At 68.4% G+C, this 18,665-nt stretch carries 17 protein-coding genes; 12 read left to right on the plus strand and 5 right to left on the minus strand.

Translation table 11 applies throughout. The features are described from left to right. The first annotated feature begins 164 nt into the window (after nt 1–164). Genes VLK31_RS26810 through VLK31_RS26840 form a run of 7 tightly spaced genes read left to right on the plus strand, consistent with a single transcriptional unit; the run spans nt 165 to nt 7,783 of the window. Complete coding sequence (locus tag VLK31_RS26810; protein WP_409171516.1) at nt 165–1,856, plus strand: cyclic peptide export ABC transporter; 1,692 nt, start codon at nt 165–167, stop codon at nt 1,854–1,856. Further along, nucleotides 1,853–2,440 carry a Fur family transcriptional regulator gene (locus VLK31_RS26815; protein WP_409171517.1) on the plus strand — a complete coding sequence of 196 codons (588 nt, stop codon included), beginning with the start codon at nt 1,853–1,855 and terminating at the stop codon, nt 2,438–2,440. Before VLK31_RS26810 ends, VLK31_RS26815 begins: the two co-directional genes overlap by 4 nt. A 21-nt stretch (nt 2,441–2,461) precedes the next feature. Next, on the plus strand, nt 2,462–3,640 hold the full coding sequence (locus VLK31_RS26820; RefSeq protein ID WP_409171581.1) for an efflux RND transporter periplasmic adaptor subunit: 1,179 nt from the start codon (nt 2,462–2,464) through the stop codon (nt 3,638–3,640). Next, nucleotides 3,637–5,643, plus strand: a complete 2,007-nt coding sequence (locus VLK31_RS26825) for an ABC transporter permease (RefSeq protein ID WP_409171518.1) — start codon at nt 3,637–3,639, stop codon at nt 5,641–5,643. The genes VLK31_RS26820 and VLK31_RS26825 overlap by 4 nt, the downstream gene beginning before the upstream one ends. 2 nt (nt 5,644–5,645) lie before the next feature. After that, nucleotides 5,646–7,127, plus strand: coding sequence for an efflux transporter outer membrane subunit (locus tag VLK31_RS26830; RefSeq protein WP_409171519.1), 1,482 nt, complete (start codon nt 5,646–5,648; stop codon nt 7,125–7,127). A 9-nt stretch (nt 7,128–7,136) separates the two neighbouring features. After that, nucleotides 7,137–7,478, plus strand: coding sequence for a hypothetical protein (locus tag VLK31_RS26835; RefSeq protein ID WP_409171520.1), 342 nt, complete (start codon nt 7,137–7,139; stop codon nt 7,476–7,478). After that, nucleotides 7,475–7,783, plus strand: coding sequence for a hypothetical protein (locus VLK31_RS26840; protein WP_409171521.1), 309 nt, complete (start codon nt 7,475–7,477; stop codon nt 7,781–7,783). Before VLK31_RS26835 ends, VLK31_RS26840 begins: the two co-directional genes overlap by 4 nt. 23 nt (nt 7,784–7,806) lie before the next feature. Here VLK31_RS26840 and VLK31_RS26845 read toward each other — a convergent pair whose 3' ends face one another. Beyond that, nucleotides 7,807–8,898 (minus strand): FecR family protein, encoded by a 1,092-nt coding sequence (locus VLK31_RS26845; protein WP_409171522.1) that lies wholly within the window; start codon nt 8,896–8,898, stop codon nt 7,807–7,809. Beyond that, nucleotides 8,895–9,524, minus strand: a complete 630-nt coding sequence (locus VLK31_RS26850) for an RNA polymerase sigma factor (RefSeq protein ID WP_409171523.1) — start codon at nt 9,522–9,524, stop codon at nt 8,895–8,897. The genes VLK31_RS26845 and VLK31_RS26850 overlap by 4 nt, the downstream gene beginning before the upstream one ends. Before the next feature lie 281 nt (nt 9,525–9,805). Here VLK31_RS26850 and VLK31_RS26855 point away from each other — a divergent pair, with 281 nt between their 5' ends. Further along, nucleotides 9,806–10,564, plus strand: a complete 759-nt coding sequence (locus tag VLK31_RS26855; protein WP_409171524.1) for a siderophore-interacting protein — start codon at nt 9,806–9,808, stop codon at nt 10,562–10,564. A gap of 18 nt (nt 10,565–10,582) precedes the next feature. Here the strand turns inward: VLK31_RS26855 and VLK31_RS26860 are convergent, their stop codons facing one another. Continuing rightward, on the minus strand, nt 10,583–11,221 hold the full coding sequence (locus VLK31_RS26860) for a TetR/AcrR family transcriptional regulator C-terminal domain-containing protein (protein WP_409171525.1): 639 nt from the start codon (nt 11,219–11,221) through the stop codon (nt 10,583–10,585). 145 nt (nt 11,222–11,366) lie between these two features. Between VLK31_RS26860 and VLK31_RS26865 the strand changes: the two genes are divergently transcribed. Continuing rightward, entirely contained in the window at nt 11,367–12,653 is a 1,287-nt protein-coding gene (locus tag VLK31_RS26865) for a M20/M25/M40 family metallo-hydrolase (RefSeq protein WP_409171526.1), read from the plus strand. 4 nt (nt 12,654–12,657) lie between these two features. On the opposite strand, the gene VLK31_RS26870 is transcribed toward VLK31_RS26865, so the two are convergent. Together VLK31_RS26870 and VLK31_RS26875 are read right to left on the minus strand one after the other, a co-directional pair. Further along, nucleotides 12,658–13,362, minus strand: coding sequence for a glutathione S-transferase N-terminal domain-containing protein (locus VLK31_RS26870; protein WP_409171527.1), 705 nt, complete (start codon nt 13,360–13,362; stop codon nt 12,658–12,660). 528 nt (nt 13,363–13,890) lie between these two features. Beyond that, nucleotides 13,891–14,589: a TetR/AcrR family transcriptional regulator gene (locus tag VLK31_RS26875; RefSeq protein ID WP_409171528.1), complete on the minus strand. Its 699-nt coding sequence runs from the start codon at nt 14,587–14,589 to the stop codon at nt 13,891–13,893. 216 nt (nt 14,590–14,805) lie between these two features. On the opposite strand from VLK31_RS26875, the gene VLK31_RS26880 reads away from it, so the two are divergent. The 3 genes from VLK31_RS26880 to VLK31_RS26890 are packed head-to-tail and all read left to right on the plus strand — an operon-like array spanning nt 14,806 to nt 18,346. Then, complete coding sequence (locus VLK31_RS26880) at nt 14,806–15,618, plus strand: SDR family NAD(P)-dependent oxidoreductase (RefSeq protein WP_409171529.1); 813 nt, start codon at nt 14,806–14,808, stop codon at nt 15,616–15,618. A gap of 26 nt (nt 15,619–15,644) precedes the next feature. Beyond that, nucleotides 15,645–16,802 carry a DUF5938 domain-containing protein gene (locus VLK31_RS26885; RefSeq protein WP_409171530.1) on the plus strand — a complete coding sequence of 386 codons (1,158 nt, stop codon included), beginning with the start codon at nt 15,645–15,647 and terminating at the stop codon, nt 16,800–16,802. 5 nt (nt 16,803–16,807) lie between these two features. Then, complete coding sequence (locus VLK31_RS26890) at nt 16,808–18,346, plus strand: AMP-binding protein (RefSeq protein ID WP_409171531.1); 1,539 nt, start codon at nt 16,808–16,810, stop codon at nt 18,344–18,346. Nucleotides 18,347–18,665: the final 319 nt, after the last annotated feature.

The raw sequence follows: 18,665 nt of genomic DNA on the forward strand, positions 1-18,665 counted from the left end.
TTCATGGCGCACGGCGCGATCCACGGTGTGAACCCCAGCGTGAACATTTCTGCGGGCCGCCCGTCTAGAGGAGTACAGGCGGCCCGGTCGCCCTTCGTTCGCGTCGGTGGCAGGGGTTGCCCTGCCACCGACCACAGTCGCCTGCGGGCGGAAAGAGTTCTTGCATGACCACTGCCCCCGCCCCCCGTGGCGAGTTCACACGCCTGCTCAAGCCGTTCCTGCCGTGGATCCTGCTGTCGGCAGTCACGGGCATCGGCGCGGGCGCGGCCACGGTCGCCTTGCTGGGCACCATCAACCGGGTGCTCAACGGGCAGGGCGGCCTCTCGGGAGGTCTGCTGCTGACCTTCATCGGGCTGTGCGCCGCGGCGCTGTTCGGACGCATGGTGTCGGACGTCTCGACCAACTTCGTCGGCCAGCGGGTGGTTGCGCAGGTACGCAAAAGCCTGGCGCAAAAGATTCTGTCGGCGCCCATCGATGCATTGGAGCGCTACCGCACCCACCGGCTCATGCCGGTGCTGTCGCAGGACGTGGACATGATCAGCGACGTGGCGTTCGCGCTCTCGGCCACGCTGATTGCCTGCGTTACCGCGCTCGGCTGCCTGGCCTATCTGGCCAGCCTGTCGCTGCCGCTGTTTGGCGTGCTGATGGTGGCGCTGGTGATCGGCGCCTCGGTGCAGACCGTGGCGCAGATCCGCGGCGTGAACGGCTTCTGGAAGGCCCGCGAACACGAAGACCAGCTGCACAAGGCCTACCGCGCGATCAGCGAGGGCGCGAAGGAACTGCGCATGCACCGCGTGCGCCGCCAGCGCATGTTCGGCGGGCAGATCGAACGCATCGTCGACAACATCCGTACCGTCAACGGGCGGGCGATCAACACCTTCGTCGTGGCCGCCGCGTTTGGCTCGGGCCTGTTCTTCCTGCTGATCGCGCTGATTCTGGGCTGGGCCGCGTTCCGCCCCACCGAGCCGGCGGTGCTCAGTGGCTTCGTGCTGGTGCTGCTGTACCTCAAGGGGCCTATGGACCAGATTGCCGGCGCGCTGCCCGCCGTGGGGCGCGCCCGTGTCGCGTTCCGGCGGATTGCCGATCTGTCGGCGCGCTTCGCCACGCCGGAGCCGCACCTGCACGTGGGGCGCGTCGGCGATGCGCTGAAGCTCGAGGGGGAGATTGCGCTGCGCGGCGTGCGCTACGTCTTCGACGCGCCAGAGGGCGGCGAAGCCTTTGCACTGGGGCCCATCGACCTGCGGCTGCGCCGTGGAGAAATGGTGTTCGTGGTGGGAGACAACGGCTCGGGCAAGACCACGCTGATCAAGCTGCTGCTCGGCCTGTACGCGCCGCACGAGGGCGAGGTGGCAATCGACGGCACCGCGATCGGCCCCGAGCGTCGCGACGACTACCGCCAGCTCTTCACCACGGTGTTCTCCGATTTCTATCTGTTCGAGGACCTGGCCGCCGGCGAGGGCGAAGCACATGGCGAGGCCAGCATGCAGGTGCTGCCGCAGCGCGCGTTGCCCTACCTGGAGCGCCTGGAGATCGCCCACAAGGTGAGCCTGAAGGACGGCGCCTTCACCACCACCGACCTGTCGACCGGGCAGCGCAAGCGGCTGGCGCTGGTGCATGCCTACCTGGAAGGGCGCCCGGTGCTGGTGTTCGACGAATGGGCCGCCGACCAGGACCCGACCTTTCGCCACCTGTTCTATACCGAGTTGCTGCCGGAGCTTCGTGCCAAGGGCCACCTGCTGGTCGTGATTTCGCACGACGACCGCTACTTCCACTTGGCCGACCGCGTGATCACCATGCATGCCGGACGCATCGCGCACGACACGCCGCGCGCCCACCTCGAGAGCCTTGCTGCATGAACGACGGCCTGGAACCCCACGACGCGCAACGCCCGGCGTTCTTGACGCAACTGCGGGCCGCATGCATCCGGCCGTCGGTCGTGCGGCTGTGCGTGCTGCAGACGCTGGCGGACGCCGGCACCGAGTGGCAGCGCGGCGAAGAGGTGTTCCGCCGCATGCTGCTGCGTGGCACCTCGGCCAGCCTGACCACGGTCTACCGCATCCTCAAGGAGTTCGAGCATGCGGGGCTCATCGAGCGCGAATGGGTGCGCAGCCGGGGCGGCGCGCTGGCGGTGTTCCGCTACGCAGCACCCGACGCGCACGCCAATGCCGCGAGTGTGCGCATGCGCTGCAGCGGTTGCGGCGCCGCCACCGAGGTGCACGACCGCGAACTCCACGAGGCGCTGACCCGCGTGGCGCGGAACCAGGGCCTGCCGCCCAGGGGCACCTTCGACGTGCAGATCCACGGCGCCTGCGCGGCGTGTCGGCAGGCTGGCGCCTTCGAGTCGTCGAGCGACAGCGGATCGGGCGGTCACGCCAGGATGCTGCCGCTCGCGGGTTTCCAGCCCCGCCCACGTGCGCGCGCGCAGCGTCTGGCGGCGTAGCGGGTGGGTGGCGTGAGTGATATGCACGATGCACGCGATGCGCGTCAGGGCGCCTGGCGGCGACGTGCGGTTGCGTGGCTGTTGGTTTTCTTGTGCGCGGCGGCCGGCGCGGGGCTGCTGTGGGGGCGCGGCGAGGCCGCGGATGTGGCGTCCGTGGCGGTCGTGCGAGGCACCATCGAATCCAGCGTCACGGCGCTCGGCGTGCTGCAGCCGCGGCACTACGTGGACGTGGGCGCACAGGTCTCGGGGCAGATCCTGCGGTTGCACGTGCAGCCGGGCGACGTCGTCGAACGCGGGCAACTGCTGGTGGAGATCGACCCCAGCGTGCAGCAGGCCACGGTGGACGCGGGCCGTGCGTCGCTCGCGGGGCTGCGCGCACAGCGCGACGACCAGCGGGCCCAGCACCTGCTGGCGCAGCAGCAGCACCAAAGGCAGCGCCAGATGGCGGCCGACGGCGCCACGCGCGACGAGGACGTGCAGGGCGCGCAGGCCACGCTGACATCGGCCGCTGCGCGCGTGCGCCAGTTCGAGGCACAGGTGGTGCAGACCCAGGCGACGCTGAAGGCCGACGTGGCCCGCCTCGGCTACACGCGCATCTACGCGCCGATGGCCGGCACCGTCGTGTCGGTGGAGGCCCGGGAAGGCCAGACGCTCAACGCCACCTACCAGACGCCCAACGTGCTGCGCATCGCCGACCTGTCGTCGATGACGGTGTGGTCCGAGGTGTCGGAGGCTGACGTGCGGCGCATCAAGACCGGCATGCCGGTCTACTTCACCACGCTCGGCGAAAGCCAGCGCCGCTGGCAGGGCCGCGTGCGGCAACTTCTGCCCGCGCCGCCGGTGCCCGAGAACAAGTCGAACGGCGACGGCGGCGCCAAGGCCTCCGGCGCGGCGAGCAAGGTGGTGGTCTACACGGCGCTGTTCGACGTCGACAACGCCGACGGCGAACTGATGCCGCAGATGACGGCCAAGGTCGCCTTTGTCGAATACGCCGAGAAGGACGTGCTCTTGGTGCCGCTTGCCGCGCTGGTGCCGGTGGCCGGCAGCGGCGATCGCTTCATCGCGCGCGTGTTGCGCCCCGACGGCAAGGTCGAGCCGCGGCAGCTGCGCGTTGGCGTGCGCAACCGGCTTTCCGCCCAGGTGCTGGACGGCATGCAGCCGGGGGAGCGCATCGTCACCGCCACGGCGGCGAAGCCATGACGCCGGCGGCAAGCGCTGGCGGCGACACGCCCCGGCCCCTGATCGAACTGCAGGGCATCGGCAAGTCTTACGGCGGCCAAGACGCCTTGGCGGGCGCTCCGGCCACCACGGTGTTGCATGGCATCTCGCTGCGCATTCATGCCGGCGAATTCGTGGCCATCGTCGGTGCCTCGGGCTCGGGCAAGTCCACGCTGATGCACATTCTGGGTTGCCTCGACCGGCCGAGCGCTGGCCGCTACCTGTTCGACGGGCAGGACGTGGCCAGCTTCGACGCCGACGCGCTTGCCTGGCTGCGCCGCGAGGCCTTCGGCTTCGTGTTTCAGGGCTACCACCTTGTGCCCAGCGAATCGGCGCGCGAGAACACCGAGATTCCCGCGCTCTACGCCGGCATGCCCGAAGCCGAACGGCGCGCGCGTGCAACCGCACTGCTCGAGCGGCTGGACATGGGCGCGCGGCTCGACCATCGCCCGCACCAGCTGTCGGGCGGGCAGCAGCAGCGCGTGGCCATCGCGCGCGCGCTGATGAACGGCGGGCGCATCATCCTGGCCGACGAGCCCACCGGTGCGCTCGACAGCAAGAGCGGCGCCGAGGTGATGGCGCTGCTGCACGAGCTGGCGGACGCGGGCCACACCATCATCCTCATCACGCACGACCGGACGGTGGCCGCGCAGGCGCGCCGCGTCATCGAGATCCGCGACGGGCGCATCGTGGCGGACGCGGGCCACGGCGAGAGCGACGGCATGGCCGCTCCCGCGCCCGGCGCCGCGCCTGCGCCGGCGGCGCCCTTCAGGCACCCGACCTCGCCCGGCGGCGCGTCGCTGCTCGCCGACATTCACGAAGCCACGAGGGCGGCCTGGCGCGTCATGTGGAGCAACAGGTTGCGCACCGGCCTCACGCTGCTGGGCATCGTGATCGGCGTCGCCTCGGTCATCGTGATGCTGGCGGTGGGCGGCGGCTCGCAGCAGAAGGTGATGGCGCAGTTCGAAACCTTCGGCACCCGCACCATGTTCGTTGCCGCGCAGATCGCCAGCCTGCGCAACCCGAGCGCGCCGCTCACGCTGGAGGACGCGCTGGCCATCGGCACGCTGGCGAACGTGGAGGGCGTCGCGCCCTACATCGAGGACAAGGTGGTGGTGCGCCGCGGCAACGTCGACCATCTCACGGAGGGCGGGGGCGCCACTGTCGATTTCTCGCGCGTGCTCGGCTGGGCCGTGAGCCAGGGCGTGATGTTCGACGCCGAGGACGAACGGCGCGTCGCCAAGGTGGCCGTGATCGGCGAGACGGTGCGCAAACGCTTGTTCGCCGACGGGCAGAACCCCCTCGGTCAGGACATTCTGGTGGACAAGGTGCCGTTCCAGGTGGTCGGCGTGCTGGCCTCCAAGGGCGCCACGGACGGCGAGGACCAGGACGACCGGGTGGTGGTGCCGCTGTCTTCGGCGGCCACCCGGGTCTACGGTCATGCCAACCCGACGTGGATTGCGGTGCAGGTGCGCGACATCGACAAGGCTCAGGAAACGGCCACCGCCATCGAGGCGCAACTCGAGCGGCAGCAGGCCGGGCGCAACGTGCTGGTATGGAACCGTGTCGAGGCGTTGCGCGTGCAGACCGAGACCGCCCGTGCCATGACCATGATGCTGGGGCTGATCGCGATCGTGTCGCTGGTGGTGGGCGGCATCGGCGTGATGAACGTGATGCTGATGACGGTGCGCGAGCGCACGCGCGAGATCGGCATCCGCATGGCCACCGGCGCGCGGCAGCGAGACATTCAGCGTCAGTTCATGACGGAGGCGGTGCTCGTGACCTCGGTGGGTGGGACGCTCGGCGTTGCCGCGGGGCTGGGCATCGTGGTGGCGCTGTTGCTGGCGGGCGTGCCGGTGACGTTCTCGCTGCCTGCGAGCATCGGCGCCTTCGGCTGCGCGGTGCTGACGGGCGTGATCTTCGGCTTCATGCCGGCGCGCAACGCCGCGCGGCTCGACCCGGTCGTGGCGCTGGCGGGGGAGTGACCATGTTGCGCACACCGTTTGTATTTCGCACTGCCTGGGTGTTGTCGTGCGCGGCATGGGTGAGCGGCTGTGCGTTGCAGGGCGACCGCGCAGATCGCGCGGTGGCGCTGCCTGCTGCGTGGCAAGCCGCACCGCCCGCACCGCCCGCACCGCCCGCACCGCCCGCACCGCCTACACCGCCTGCACCAGCCGCGGCGGGCCCGGTCGATGCAGATTGGTGGCGCAGCTTCGGCAGCACCGAACTCGACGCGCTGGTTGCGCTCGCGCAGGCGCAAAGCAACGATCTGGCCGCCGCCGCGGCGCGCGTGGCGCAGGCCGACGCGCTGGCCCGCATCGCCGGTGCGGCATTGCGCCCGCAGCTCACGGCCACGCTGGACGCTGCCCGCGAAGGGCGATTGGGCGGGCAAGCGGCGGTCGATGGCAGCACCTACGCCGCCGGCTTCAGCGCCCGCTACGAACTTGACCTGTGGGGCCGCGACGCCGCATCGCGCGACCAGGCGCTGCAAGACGTGCGTGCAAGCGCCTTCGAGCGCGACACAGTGCGGCTGGGCGTGACGGCCAGCGTTGCATCGGCGTGGCTGCTGGGGCAGGCACTGCGCGAGCGCGCCGGCATTGCGCAGCGCAATCTCGACAATGCGCGCCGCGTGCTGGCGCTGGTCGAATCGCGCAGCCGTGCCGGCGCGGTGTCGCCGCTGGACCTGGCACAGCAACGCGGGCTGGTGGCCGCTCAACAGCGCAGCGTTGCGGCGCTGCTGCAGCAGGCACGCGATGCGCAAGCCGCGCTCGCGGTGCTGCTGGGAGCCACATCGCCGGTGGCCGCAGGGCCGGGCCTTGCACTCGATTTGCTGCAGGTGCCGTCCATTGATGCCGGCGCGCCGTCGGCGCTGCTGCTGCGTCGCCCTGACATCGCCCGCGCCGAGGCGCAGCTGGCCGCTGCCGACGCCAATGTGCTGGCCGCGCGCGCCGCGTTGCTGCCCACCGTGTCGTTGAGCGCGTCGGTGGGCACGGGGCAGGGCCGCTTCGGCAGGCTGTTCGACAACCCGCTCTACAGCCTGGCCGCGGGCTTGGCCGCGCCGATCTTCGATGGTGGCCGGCTGGCCGGCGGTCGTGAGCTTGCGCAGGCCCGGCGAGAGGAACTGCTGGCCGCCTACCGCGGTGTCATCGTCGCGGCGCTTGCCGATGCGCAGACTGCGCTGAACGCGGTGTCGGGCACCGACGCACAGGCCGGCGCACAGGCCGTCGAGCTGGCCGAAGCGCGGCGCGCGGCCGTGCTGTCGGAGTCGCGCTACCGCGCGGGCGCCGAGACACTGCTGAGCTTGCTGGACGCGCAGCGCACGCTCTACGTGGCGCAGGACCTGTCGGTGCAGTTGCGCATGGCGCGCCTGCAGGCGCGGGTTGCGCTGTACCGCGCGCTGGGTGGCGGCTGGCAGGCGGACCTGCGTGCGGGTGCGCCTTCTGCGGTGAAGGCGGCAACGCCCGGCTGAACATTCGCGGTGCTGGTTCGTCTCTTTCATGACAGGCCGGTGTCACGCGTGCAGATGCGCGGCGCGCCCGGCAACCATCCAACCGAACCCTACAGCCCTGGAGCAGCAGCCGTGGCCCCGCAAAACCATTCGGAGGCGCCGTCCGCGGACGAGACCGCATGGCGTCTCTACATGGACCTCAGAGAGAACCCCTGCCGCACGAGCGCGCTGAAGCTGACGCACTGGCTGCGTGAAGGCCACGCACACCCGAAGGCGTTAGAGCGTGCACTTCGGCTCTGGGCGCTCGCGGGTGCGGCGCTGGTCGTCTCGCGCCGCAGAGACCTGCATCCGCCCACGGGCGGCATCGAATGACGCGCGGCGAGCTGGCCATTCGCGCCGATGTGCTCGATGTGCCCGATGAATGCATTCGCGCCGCGGCGTCGCTCTTCGCCAGCGTGCATGCGGCGCCGACGTTGCAGAACGCCGAACGGCTGGTGCATTGGCTTGGCCAGCACCCGCTGCACGCGCGGGCGCTGGACATCGCGCTCACGCAGTGGGGGCTGGCGCAGTCGGGGCATTCCGCCACCTTCGGCATCACCGCCACCGCCAACTCCAGCAACGACTCCGGCGTCACCGCTTGCCTTGACGCCTGTGTCCCTTCCGCGAATGGCGGCTGACGCGCGCAGGCCCGGCGTGCGCTTCAGCGCATCCGCAGGGCCACGCTGCCGTCGCCGCGCTGCTCGCTCGCAAGCGGCAGGATCGTCGGAAGCACGGCCACCAGGCCGTCGGAATCGTTGGTGCGAAAACGCCCCGAGAGTCGCATGGCGTCGATGCGCGTGTTGGTCGTGACGATGGGCTGCGCGCGGTAGCTGTTGATGGCGGCAAGCGCGTCGCCCAGCGGCGTGTTCTCGAACACCAGCCAACCGCTGCGCCACGCGGACAGCGCGGCCGTGTCGGTCTGGCGCACGGTGCTGGCGTGGCCGTCGCCGTCGATCTCGAGCAGGTCGCCCTTGCGCAGGTCGATCACGTCGCCCTGCATGCTGCCCTGCGTGCCGCCGGGCCCGCGGCGCGGCGCCAGACGCACCCGCACATGGCCGTGTTCCACGCCCACGGTCACAGGGCCGCCGCGGTCGCGCACGGTGAAAGCGGTGCCGACCACCTCGATGGTGGCGCTGCGCGTGTGCACCTCGAACGGGCGGTCGCTGTCTGGAGACACCTCGAAGCGCACCTCGCCGCGTGCCATGTCGACGAAGCGGCGCTGGCGATACAGCGTGACGTCGATGGCGCTCTGCGGTGCCAGGTCGAGCTGGCTGCCTGCATGCCCGCTCCCCTCGCGCCCATCCACCAGTGTCACCTTCAGCATCTGCGCGGTGCGCGTCTGGTAGGCCGAGCGAAACACCGGCTGCTGCCAATACCACTGCACGCCGCGTCCCGCCACCAACCCGGCGCCCAGCAGGCCCGCCACGCTGAACAGCATCTTGCGGCGCTGCTGCTGCCGCTGGCTGGACGATGCGGTCGCGGAGGCCGCGGCCGCCGCGTTGGCCATCAGCGGGCCTGCGGGTTCGTCGAAGTGCGCGCGCAGGTCGTGCGCCATGCCGCCCAGGGCGCTCCAGCGTTGGCGTGCTTCCTGCACGGCCGCTGCATGTTCGTTCGACTTGACGCGCCACTGGTTGAGCGCCGTGCGGGCCGGGTCCGCGGCATCGCCGGGTGCCATTTCGCCTTCGAGGATCAGCGCCAGGGCGCGTTCGACCAGTCGTTCGCGCGGTGCGCCCATTGCCATCCCGCCGCTCACGAAAAATCTTCCGCCAGCGCCGCGTCGAAGCCCTGGCGGTTCGCCAGCACCTGCGGCTCGATCAGTTCGGCGCGCAGTTGCGCGAACACGCGCGAGCAGTCGATGGTGGCGCGCAGCATGTGCTTGGCCACAGCCATTTCGGTGATGTTCAGGCGCTGCGCGATTTCGGCGCGCGTGTGGCCGTAGGCACGAAAGAGCAGGAACACTTCGCGCCGGCGCGGCGGGAGCTTTTCCATGGTCTCCACCACGCGTGCGAGCACGCGCTGCTGGGCAACCACGTATTCGCTGGACTGGGCCGTCTGGTGCATGCCGACGTCGGCGTGCGCGCCGGCCCACTCCTGCGCCACCTTTCGGTGGCGAGCGTCGTCGATGCACAGGTTGCGTGCCACGCGAAAGAGCAGGGCGCGGGGCGACTCGATGGCTTCATGCACGCCGGGCGTGCCTGGCATGCCTGGCATGCCTGGCGTGGCGGACGGGCCGCCACGCGACTTCAGCGCCGCCGAATACACCCGCTCGAAGCTGGACTGCGCGATGTCGGCCGCGTAATGCGGGTCTCTCAGGTCGCGGGTGAGCTGTCGGCGCAGGTCCGCATAGTGAGCTACCAGTTCCTGAACGAGGTCGCGCATCCGGCCGCCTTCTCGCAAGCATCGACGATGGACCCCAAGACCCTTCTTCCGAGCGCGTTGACGGCTCGGTGCGGGATGTCTCGGGAGGAGTGAATAAGAACTATTCCTATTGAAGTGTATCACTGAATTGTTAGCCAATTGCATGGCTGTGTTGCGTTGGCGACGGCCATGTCTCCAGTGAGGTAATAGAAAAACTAACGTTGTTAGATTACGATCGGTTTTCAATCTAACGCCGTCAGGTTCCTCGGCCTCCACCTCTTCCGCTGTTCAAAGAGTTGCTCATGTCTTCTTCCAACACCGCCCGCGAAGCACCCCCAAACGTTGCACAGCCAAACGCTGCCGCGCCAGGGCTTGTGGAACGCACGCTCACACGCTTGTTCTTGCGCCCGGCGCGCGTCATCTCTGCCACCACGCTGTCGGCGCGCTTCCGGCTCATCGACCTGGAGGGCGTGACCTTCGAGGGCAACCAATGGTCGCCCGGCCAGAAGGTGCAGATCAAACTCGACGGCGGCTTCATGACGCGCACCTACACGCCCATGCGCTGGGACGCCGCGCGCGGCGTGACCCGCATCGTGGCCTTCGCGCATGGCGAGGGGCCGGGCAGCAACTGGGTGTGCCGCACTGGCCGGGGCGATGCGCTGCAGGTGTTCGGCCCGCGCCGCTCGCTCGACCTGGCGCCGCCGCCGGTGACCAGCGTGGTCTTCGGTGACGAGACTTCGTTCGGCCTCGTGGCGTCGCTGGGTCTGCAGGGGAGCGCTCGCGCCGTGTTCGAAGTGGGCGCCATTGCAGAGTCGCTGCAGGTGTTGCAAGCGCTCGGCATCCAGCCGCTGGCGCTGATGGAGCGCCGCACCGACGACTCGCACCTTGCCGAGCTGCAGTCGGCGATGCTGACGCCTTCGGACGCCAGCACGCAGTACGTGCTGACCGGCAAGGCGTCGTCCATCCGGCAGATGGGCCGCGCGCTGAAGGCACAGGGCATCGAGGCGCGGCGCATCAAGGCCAAGGCCTACTGGGCGCCAGGCAAGAGCGGGCTCGACTGAGCGGGCGCGCCCGCTGCGCTATTTCTTTTTCGAGGCCCGGATGCGGTCGGCCAGGCCGGCAATGAACACGTCAAGGCCGAGCGCGAAACGCTCTTCCACGTCGGTGTGGAACAGCGCGTCGGCGCATGCGAAGACAGCAGGAAACTTGCCGCTCGACAGCGCGAGGAATTCCGCCTTGTTCTCGACCGCGTCCATGCCGTCCGCGGGCCACAGCGCCTGCTCTTCCATCACGAAGCCGAGCACGTAATACATCATGCCGAAGGCCCCCCACGACGCGAGCTTGTGGCTGGCGCCCGCGCCCAGCAGCGGCGCCAGCATGGCCTCGCCCATGCGCAGTGTGTTGTCCGAGGTGACGTAGGTGCCCGCGTACACGCGCGCGCCGTCGCGGTGCGCCAGCAGGCCCTGGCGCAGCTGCTGACCCACCGCGCACACCGCGTCCTGCCACGGCAGGCCCTCGGCCGGCGTGCGCGCCACGCCCTCGACCAGCGCGTCGGCCATGCCGTCGATCAGTGCCTTCTTGTTGGGAAAGTGCCAGTAGAGCGAAGGCGCCTGCACCTGCAGGGCCTGTGCCAGCGCGCGCATCGTGAGGCCGTCGAGCCCGTGCTCGTCGAGCAGCACCAGGGCGGTGGCGATGATCTGGTCGCGCTGGATTCGCATTGTGTCGCTGTGTTCAATCGGTGGGGGTAAATCTAACGCTGTCAGTGTAGCCAGCGGCTTGACCCGTTCGCGGCGCGGGTGATAGCCTGCCGCGGCCCTTACGACCCTTGCCGACCATTTTCGACAGCCCATAAGAACGGAACACATGACGACTCGCACGCGCCTCATCGCCTCGACTTTCTCCCTGCCGACCCACTCCCGCCGCTTGGCGCGCAGCGCCTGCCACGGCGCCGTGTTGGCCTGTGCGTTGCTCGCAGGCAATGCCATGGCCCAGAAGCCGCACCAGGGCGCGCTGGACGCGGCCACGCAGAGCAAGGACGAGGCGCTCAAGATGCTGGAGCGCATGGTCAACATCGACTCGGGCTCGGCCAGCACCGAGGGGCTGGACAAGGTGCGCGAAATGGCGGTCGATGAACTGCGCAAGCTTGGCGCGCGCATCGAGACCTTTCCGGCCGACCCGCACCCGGGCACCAACGTGGTCGCCACGCTGACGGGACAGGGCAAGAAGAAGATCCTGATCCTCGCGCACATGGACACCGTGTTCAAGGAAGGCACGGCCGCGGCCAAGCCCTTCTACATCAAGGACGGCCGCGCCTACGGCCCGGGCGTGATGGACGACAAGGGCGGCGTGGTGGCGGGCCTGTATGCGCTGAAGATCCTGCAGCAGATCGGCTTCAAGGACTATGGGCAGATCACCTTTCTGCTCGACACCAACGAAGAGGTCGGCTCGGTGGGCACCAGCGCGCTGATCGAGCGCATTGCCAAGCAGCACGACGTGGCGCTCAACCTGGAGCCGGGCCGCCCGGCCGACGGCTTGGTGGTGGAGCGCAAGGGCTCGGCCACCGCGCTGCTCGAAGTGAAGGGCGTGGCCGCGCATGCGGGCGTGGCGCCAGAGGCCGGCCGCAACGCGGCGATGGAGCTGGCGCACCAGGTGCTGCAATTGTCGAAGACGGGAGACGCCGCGAAGAAGACCACGGTCAACTTCACCGTGCTCACGGCCAACGGCCCGACCAACGTGATTCCGGCGGCGGCCAGTGCCAAGGCCGATGTGCGCGTGGCCACGCCCGAGGAGTTCGACCGCGTCGAAAAGGACATGGTGCGCATCGCGCAGAACAAGCTCATTCCCGAGACCGAGGTGCGCGTGCGCCTGAGCCGCGGCCTGCCGCCCATGCCGCGCCTGCCTTCGTCCGACAAGCTGGTGAAGATGGCCGAGGGCATCTACGCGGAGATCGGCAAGAAGCTGACCATCGAGAGCAGCGGCGGCGCGGCCGACGCGAGCCTGGTGGCCGGCGTCGGCATTCCGGTGCTCGACGGCTTCGGCATCGTGGGTGGTGGCATCCACACGCCGGAGGAGTATGCGGAGGTAGAGAGCGTGGTGCCTAGGCTCTACCTGCTCTCGCGCATGCTGATGGATCTGTCGGCCAACAACTGAACGGTCAGCCGCGCTTGGGAATGTTCAGGCCCCGGGTTACCGCGGGGCGCGCCACGAAGGCTTCGAGCACGCGCGCCACGTTCGCAAAGTCCTTGAAGCCCACCAGGTCGCCAGCTTCGTAGAAGCCGACCAGGTTGCGGATCCACGGGAAGGTGGCGATGTCGGCAATGGTGTAGTCGTTGCCCATGATCCAGGCGCGGTCGGCCAGGTGCTTGTCGAGCACGCCCAGCAGGCGCCTGGACTCGGCCACGTAGCGGTCGCGCGGGCGCTTGTCTTCGTAGTCCTTGCCGGCAAACTTGTTGAAGAAGCCGAGCTGGCCGAACATGGGGCCGATGCCGCCCATCTGGAACATCACCCATTGCAGGGTTTCATAGCGACCTGCGGCGTCCTGCGGAATGAACTGGCCGGTTTTCTCCGCCAGGTACATGAGGATGGCGCCTGATTCGAACAGCGGCAGCGGCTTGCCGCCCGGACCGTCGGGGTCGAGGATGGCCGGGATCTTGTTGTTCGGGTTGAGCGACAGGAACTCGGGCGACATCTGGTCCTGTGTTTCGAAGCTCACCAGGTGCACTTCGTAGGGCAGGCCGGTTTCCTCCAGCATGATCGACACCTTCACGCCGTTGGGCGTGGGCAGCGAATAAAGCTGCAGGCGCTCGGGGTGCTGGGCGGGCCACTTTTTCGTGATGGGAAAGTGCGAGAGATCGGTCATGGATGTTCCTTGTTCCTGGATGAGGGGCGGCCAAGCGCCGGATTCTGCCCGGCTGCGCGGCGCGGCGTGCGCGCATGGAATTGCGGGCACGCTGGCCGCGACAACGTCTCTAGTCCTGGGAAAGTTGTCGGGGCAGGTTGTCGGGGCAGGTTGTTGGGCCGGGTGTTCAGGGCGCGTGCGAATGAGGCCGGGTGGTCCCCTCCGCGAATGTCCCCCGGGGCTGCGCCCCTCCTCCTTTATTTCGCTGCGGGGACCACCCGACCTCATTCGCACGAGAAGCGCGGCTGTTGTTCCGCTCGATCAACCAGAGCACTGACACGCTCACGCCGATGGGGTGCCTTGCGCAGCGAAACAAAGGAGGAGAGGCGGTAGCGCGCAGCCCCGGGGGACATTCGCGGAGCAAGGTACCCCGTCGGCGTGAGCGCGCTACCGCCCTCGATAGCTCTTGCCGAGAACCTCGATACAGCAGCCCCAGACTCACCGGCCGCAAGCTGCACCCTCGCAGCGCGCGACCGGAGACCTTTCGCTTCAAGCGCGGGGCTTGCGGGGGGCCTTGACCGACGTGACCAACGTGGTGGGTGCAGCGACAGGTGCCGCGAACAGGCGCGAGATGGCCTGGCGCACGTCGGTCTTCATGGCATCGATGGCGGTGGCATCGCCCGACAGGTGCTTGAGCAGCGCCTGTTGAAAGAGCCCATCGAACAGCGCGTAAGTGGCCGATGGCGGCATGCCGCTCGGCGCGCCCGAGAGCTCGGCAAAGCGGCTCATGATGCGCCAGATCATGTCTTCCAGGCTCTTGTCGATCTGCACGACATCGGCGCGAAAAGCCTCCTCGAACAACGCCTGCGAACGCAGGTCGTACCACAGGCGGTGCACATGGCCTTCGTCGCGCAATGTGTCGCCAAGGCTCTGCAGGAAGCCTTCCATGAGCTCGTCGTAGGTGGTGGCGCCTTCCACCGCGTGGTCGTAGCGCGTGACGCAGCGCGCCTTGTACTGCTTCACGCTGCAGATGATCAGGTCGACCTTGTCGCTGAAGTAGTAGTGCAGCACGCCGTGCGAGAACTCGGAGTTCTGCGCAATCTCGCGCAGGCTGGTGCGCGCATAGCCGAGCGCGGCCAGTGTGGTGAGTGCGGCTTCACCGAGTTCGGCGCGCCGCTCGGAGAACTTGTCGACACGTGCCTTGGGCACCCGCGCTGTGTGTTTGCTGACCCGTTGATGTGTCGTCATTGAAAGCCTGGTCGCCTGCCTGCCGACCGTGTGTTCTTTGGTGTGTTCTGCGTTGCCGCAAACCATAGCACGCAAGCGGGAGAACCCGCATCCGGCTTGGTACGGATGCCATTTTTCTGAAACCTGGACATGTGTCAAGAAAAAATCTTGACACCCGTCAAGTCGATTTCTAGCATGACCGCTCCATCTCATAAACATACTGACAGGAGACAAGCGATGGCCAAGTTCGACTTGAAAGGGCGCAAGGCGCTCGTGACGGGCGGTGCGCGCGGCATTGGCGCAAGCATTGCCGAAGCGCTGGCGGCAGCGGGTGCCGCGGTGATGATCGGCGACGTGCTCGCCGACCTGGGGCGGGAAACCGCTTTGCGGTTGTCAGCGTCGGGGGCGAAGGTGGGCTTCGTGCCGCTGGACGTCACCCAGGACGCCGACTGGGCGTGCGCCACCGAAACCACCGTGAAGGAGCTGGGCGGTTTCGACATCCTCGTGAACAACGCGGGCATCGAGATCACCTCGCTGGTGATCGACGTGAACGGCGACGACCTGCGCCGCATGCTCGACGTGAACGTGGCCGGCACGCTGCTGGGCATGAAGCACGCGTTTCGCGCGATGCGCCCTGGTGGCATCTCGGGCATGTCGAACGGGGGCGGGGCGGTGGTGAACATCGCTTCGGTCGCGGCCACCATCGCGTTCCCGGCCATCGCGGGCTACTCGGCCACCAAGTCGGCCGTGGACCGCGCCACGCGCGTGGCGGCCATGGAGTCCGGCAAGCTGGGCTACGGCGTGCGCGTGAACTGCATCTACCCGGGCCTGGTGCCCACCGACATGGGCATGAAGCTGGCCAACGACATCGTGGCCGCGGGGCTGGCGCCCAGCGTGGAAGCGGCCGTGGGCGACGTCATTGCGCAGACACCGCTCGGGCGCCTGGGCGAGGTCGGCGACATGGCCGACGTGGTGGTCTTCCTGTGCAGCGACGCGGCCCGCTTCATCACCGGCGCGGGCCTGGCGGTGGACGGCGGCATGGGCATGTGAACACACGAACACCAAGGAGACACAGCATGAGCAACAGCATGAACAACAGCACGAGCAAGAAGAACAAACCCGTCGTCGTCTACGGCGCCTCCGGCTACACCGGGCGCCTGGTCTGCGAGTACCTGCGCGAGTACAACATCCCCTTCATTGCCGCGGGCCGCAGCGCGCAGAAGGTGGACGATGCCATGAAGTCCCACGTGCCCGGCATCGAAACCGCGAGCCACGATGTGGTGGAGGTCGCGCATTCGGTGGCCGCGCTCACCGAGCTCTTCACCGGTGCATCGGTCGTGCTCAACACCGTGGGGCCCTTCGCCAGGTTCGGCACCGAGGTGGTCGAGGCCTGCCTGGCCGCCGGCTGCCACTACACCGACACCACGGGCGAGCAGGACTGGCTCATCACGCTAGAGCAGGCCTACGGCGCCAAATTTGCCGCCGCCGGTCTGCTGCTGTCGCCGGGCCTGGCGCACATGTACACCACCGGCGAAATTGCCGCGCAGCTGTGCCTTGAGACGCCCGGGCTCGACACGCTGGACATCGCCGTGTTCTGGGGCGGCAGCCCGACCATCGCGTCCACCCAGACCATTCTGGTGAACGCGGCCACCTCGAAGGCCTACTACCTGGAGCAGAACGAGTACGTGGAATGGCAACCCGACGCCGGTCTGTACCACCTGTCGATTCCGGGCCAGCACGAGGCGGCGCTGGCGCTGCCCTGGGGCGGCACGTCGCACCCCGTGTGGTTCAAGCGAGATCCGCGCGTGGCCAACGTGAAGGTGCTGGGCGGCGTGTTCAACAAGGCGCTGATGCAGGGCGTGCCGCAGATCGTGGCCGCCGCGCTCAAGGCCACCGAGGGCATGAACGAAGACGACCGCTATGCCGCGCTGTCCAAGACGGCATCGAGCGTGATGAACACCATGCCGCCGCGCGAGAACCCGCGCATCAACAAGTCGGTCGATTCGGTGCATGCCTCCGGTCCGCTGGGCCGTGTGCACTGCGTGATCTTCGGCAACTGCAACTACAAGCAGACCGGCTTGCTGCAGGCCTATGCGGCGGCCTCGCTGCTGCAACAGGCGCCGCGCCGCGCCGGCTTTGCCTCGGGTTGTCAGGCCTTCGGGCATCGCGAGCTGCTGGGTGCGCTGCGCAGCTTCGGGTTGGTGCAGGAGCCCGTGCTGACGCGGCTGGGCTGACGGCCATGCGCCTCGTCGACTACCTCGACAAGGGTGCCCAGCTGGGCGCCCATTCGCCGTGTCTGACCCTGGGCGACACCGACCTGAGCTACGCCCAGGTGCAGCGCATCAGCTGGCGCGTGGCGCGCGGCCTGCAGCGCGCCGGTGTGCGGCCGGGGGACAAGGTGGCCGTGCTCTCGAGCAACGACGCGATGGCGTTCGCCACCGTGTTCGGCATTTCGCGCGCGGGCTGCGTGTGGTGCCCGGTCAACCCGCGCAACGAGGCGAGCGAAAACGCCTTCGTGCTCGACGCCTTCGATTGCGCGTGCCTGCTCTTTCACGGCAACTACGCGCCCATGGTCGAGCAGATGCGCTCGCAACTGCCCAAGCTGCGGGCGCTGGTCTGCCTCAGTGAGCCGCAGGCCTTCGCGCCCTCGCTGGACGAATGGCTGGAGGGCCTGGACGACTCGCCCCTGGACATCACGCCGCCCGACGACGTGGCCATGATCGCGGGCACCGGCGGCACCACCGGGCAACCCAAGGGCGTGATGCTTTCGGGGCGCAACCTGGAGGCGATGTCGGCGCTGACCTTGATGGGTTATCCCTTCGAGGGCCGGCCTGCTTACCTGGCGCTTGCGCCGCTCACGCACGCGGCGGGTGTGTTGTGTCTGCCGGTGATGGCGATGGGTGGGCGGGTGGTGATCATGCCCAAGCCGGAGCTGGGCGAGTTTCTCGGGCTGATCGAGCAGCACGGCATCACCCACACCTTTTTGCCGCCCACGCTGATCTACATGCTGCTGCAGCATCCGCTGCTGGCCACGGCCAGGCTCGATTCGCTGCAATGCTTCTGGTATGGCGCGGCGCCGATGTCGGCCGCGCGGCTCGAAGAGGCGCTGCAAAAAATCGGCCCTGTCATGGCGCAGCTCTTCGGCCAGACCGAGGCGCCGATGATGATCTCGATGATGTCGCCGCGCGAGCACTTCAACGCCGACGGCACGGTGGCGGTGCATCGCCTGTCGTCGGCGGGGCGACCTGGTCCGCTGGTGCAGGTGGGGGTGATGAACGGTGAGGGCGTGTTGTTGCCTGCTGCGGAGACTGGCGAGATCGTGGTGCGCGGCTCGTTGGTGATGCAGGGCTATTACAAGGACCCGCGTGCCACCGAGGAGGCCTCGCGCCATGGCTGGCATCACACGGGCGACATTGGCTATGTTGATGTCGACGGGTTCCTGTACATCGTGGACCGTGCCAAGGACATGATCATTTCCGGTGGCTTCAACGTGTACTCCGCGGAGGTGGAGCAGGCGCTGATGCAGCACCCCGATGTGCAGGACAGTGCGGTGGTCGGCCTGCCTGACGAGAAGTGGGGTGAGCGTGTGGTGGCGGTGTTGCAGCTCCACAGCGGGCGGCAGGTGGACGTGGACGACATCAAGGCGTTCGTGAAGGCCCGGATCGGCAGCGTGAAGGCGCCCAAGCAGATCGAGGTGTGGCTCGACCTGCCGCGCTCCAAGGTGGGCAAGGTGCTGAAGAAGGATGTGCGTGCGGCTTTGATTGCTTCTGCGGTTTAGCTTTTAGGGGGCTTTGTTCATGGTGCTTTGTTCAGGGCACTTTCTTCAGGGCGTGTGCACAGGCCGCCGGGTACTCCCCTCCGCGAATGTCCCCCGGCTTCGCCTCCTCCTTTATTTCGCTGCGTGGAGCACCCGACGCCCTGTGCACCTGGGCACGCTGCTGGTGCTCGCTGATCAACGACTGCTCTGAGCAACGACCCCGCTGACGGTGTGCGGCTGATCGACCACCGCTCTGAACTCGCTCACGTCGATGGGGTGCTCCCCGCAGCGAAATAAAGGAGGAGGGGCGAAGCCCCGGGGGACATTCGCGGAGGGGAGC

Source organism: Variovorax sp. H27-G14 (assembly GCF_046156345.1).
Lineage (GTDB): Bacteria > Pseudomonadota > Gammaproteobacteria > Burkholderiales > Burkholderiaceae_C > Variovorax.

Bases quoted from the DNA above. Each gene is read 5' to 3' on its own strand.
- VLK31_RS26810 (WP_409171516.1), top strand. From the start codon at position 165: ATGACCACTGCCCCCGCCCCCCGTGGCGAGTTCACACGCCTGCTCAAG.
- VLK31_RS26815 (WP_409171517.1), top strand. From the start codon at position 1,853: ATGAACGACGGCCTGGAACCCCACGACGCGCAACGCCCGGCGTTCTTG.
- VLK31_RS26820 (WP_409171581.1), top strand. From the start codon at position 2,462: ATGCACGATGCACGCGATGCGCGTCAGGGCGCCTGGCGGCGACGTGCG.
- VLK31_RS26825 (WP_409171518.1), top strand. From the start codon at position 3,637: ATGACGCCGGCGGCAAGCGCTGGCGGCGACACGCCCCGGCCCCTGATC.
- VLK31_RS26830 (WP_409171519.1), top strand. From the start codon at position 5,646: ATGTTGCGCACACCGTTTGTATTTCGCACTGCCTGGGTGTTGTCGTGC.
- VLK31_RS26840 (WP_409171521.1), top strand. From the start codon at position 7,475: ATGACGCGCGGCGAGCTGGCCATTCGCGCCGATGTGCTCGATGTGCCC.
- VLK31_RS26850 (WP_409171523.1), bottom strand. From the start codon at position 9,524: ATGCGCGACCTCGTTCAGGAACTGGTAGCTCACTATGCGGACCTGCGC.
- VLK31_RS26855 (WP_409171524.1), top strand. From the start codon at position 9,806: ATGTCTTCTTCCAACACCGCCCGCGAAGCACCCCCAAACGTTGCACAG.
- VLK31_RS26860 (WP_409171525.1), bottom strand. From the start codon at position 11,221: ATGCGAATCCAGCGCGACCAGATCATCGCCACCGCCCTGGTGCTGCTC.
- VLK31_RS26865 (WP_409171526.1), top strand. From the start codon at position 11,367: ATGACGACTCGCACGCGCCTCATCGCCTCGACTTTCTCCCTGCCGACC.
- VLK31_RS26870 (WP_409171527.1), bottom strand. From the start codon at position 13,362: ATGACCGATCTCTCGCACTTTCCCATCACGAAAAAGTGGCCCGCCCAG.
- VLK31_RS26875 (WP_409171528.1), bottom strand. From the start codon at position 14,589: ATGACGACACATCAACGGGTCAGCAAACACACAGCGCGGGTGCCCAAG.
- VLK31_RS26880 (WP_409171529.1), top strand. From the start codon at position 14,806: ATGGCCAAGTTCGACTTGAAAGGGCGCAAGGCGCTCGTGACGGGCGGT.
- VLK31_RS26885 (WP_409171530.1), top strand. From the start codon at position 15,645: ATGAGCAACAGCATGAACAACAGCACGAGCAAGAAGAACAAACCCGTC.
- VLK31_RS26890 (WP_409171531.1), top strand. From the start codon at position 16,808: ATGCGCCTCGTCGACTACCTCGACAAGGGTGCCCAGCTGGGCGCCCAT.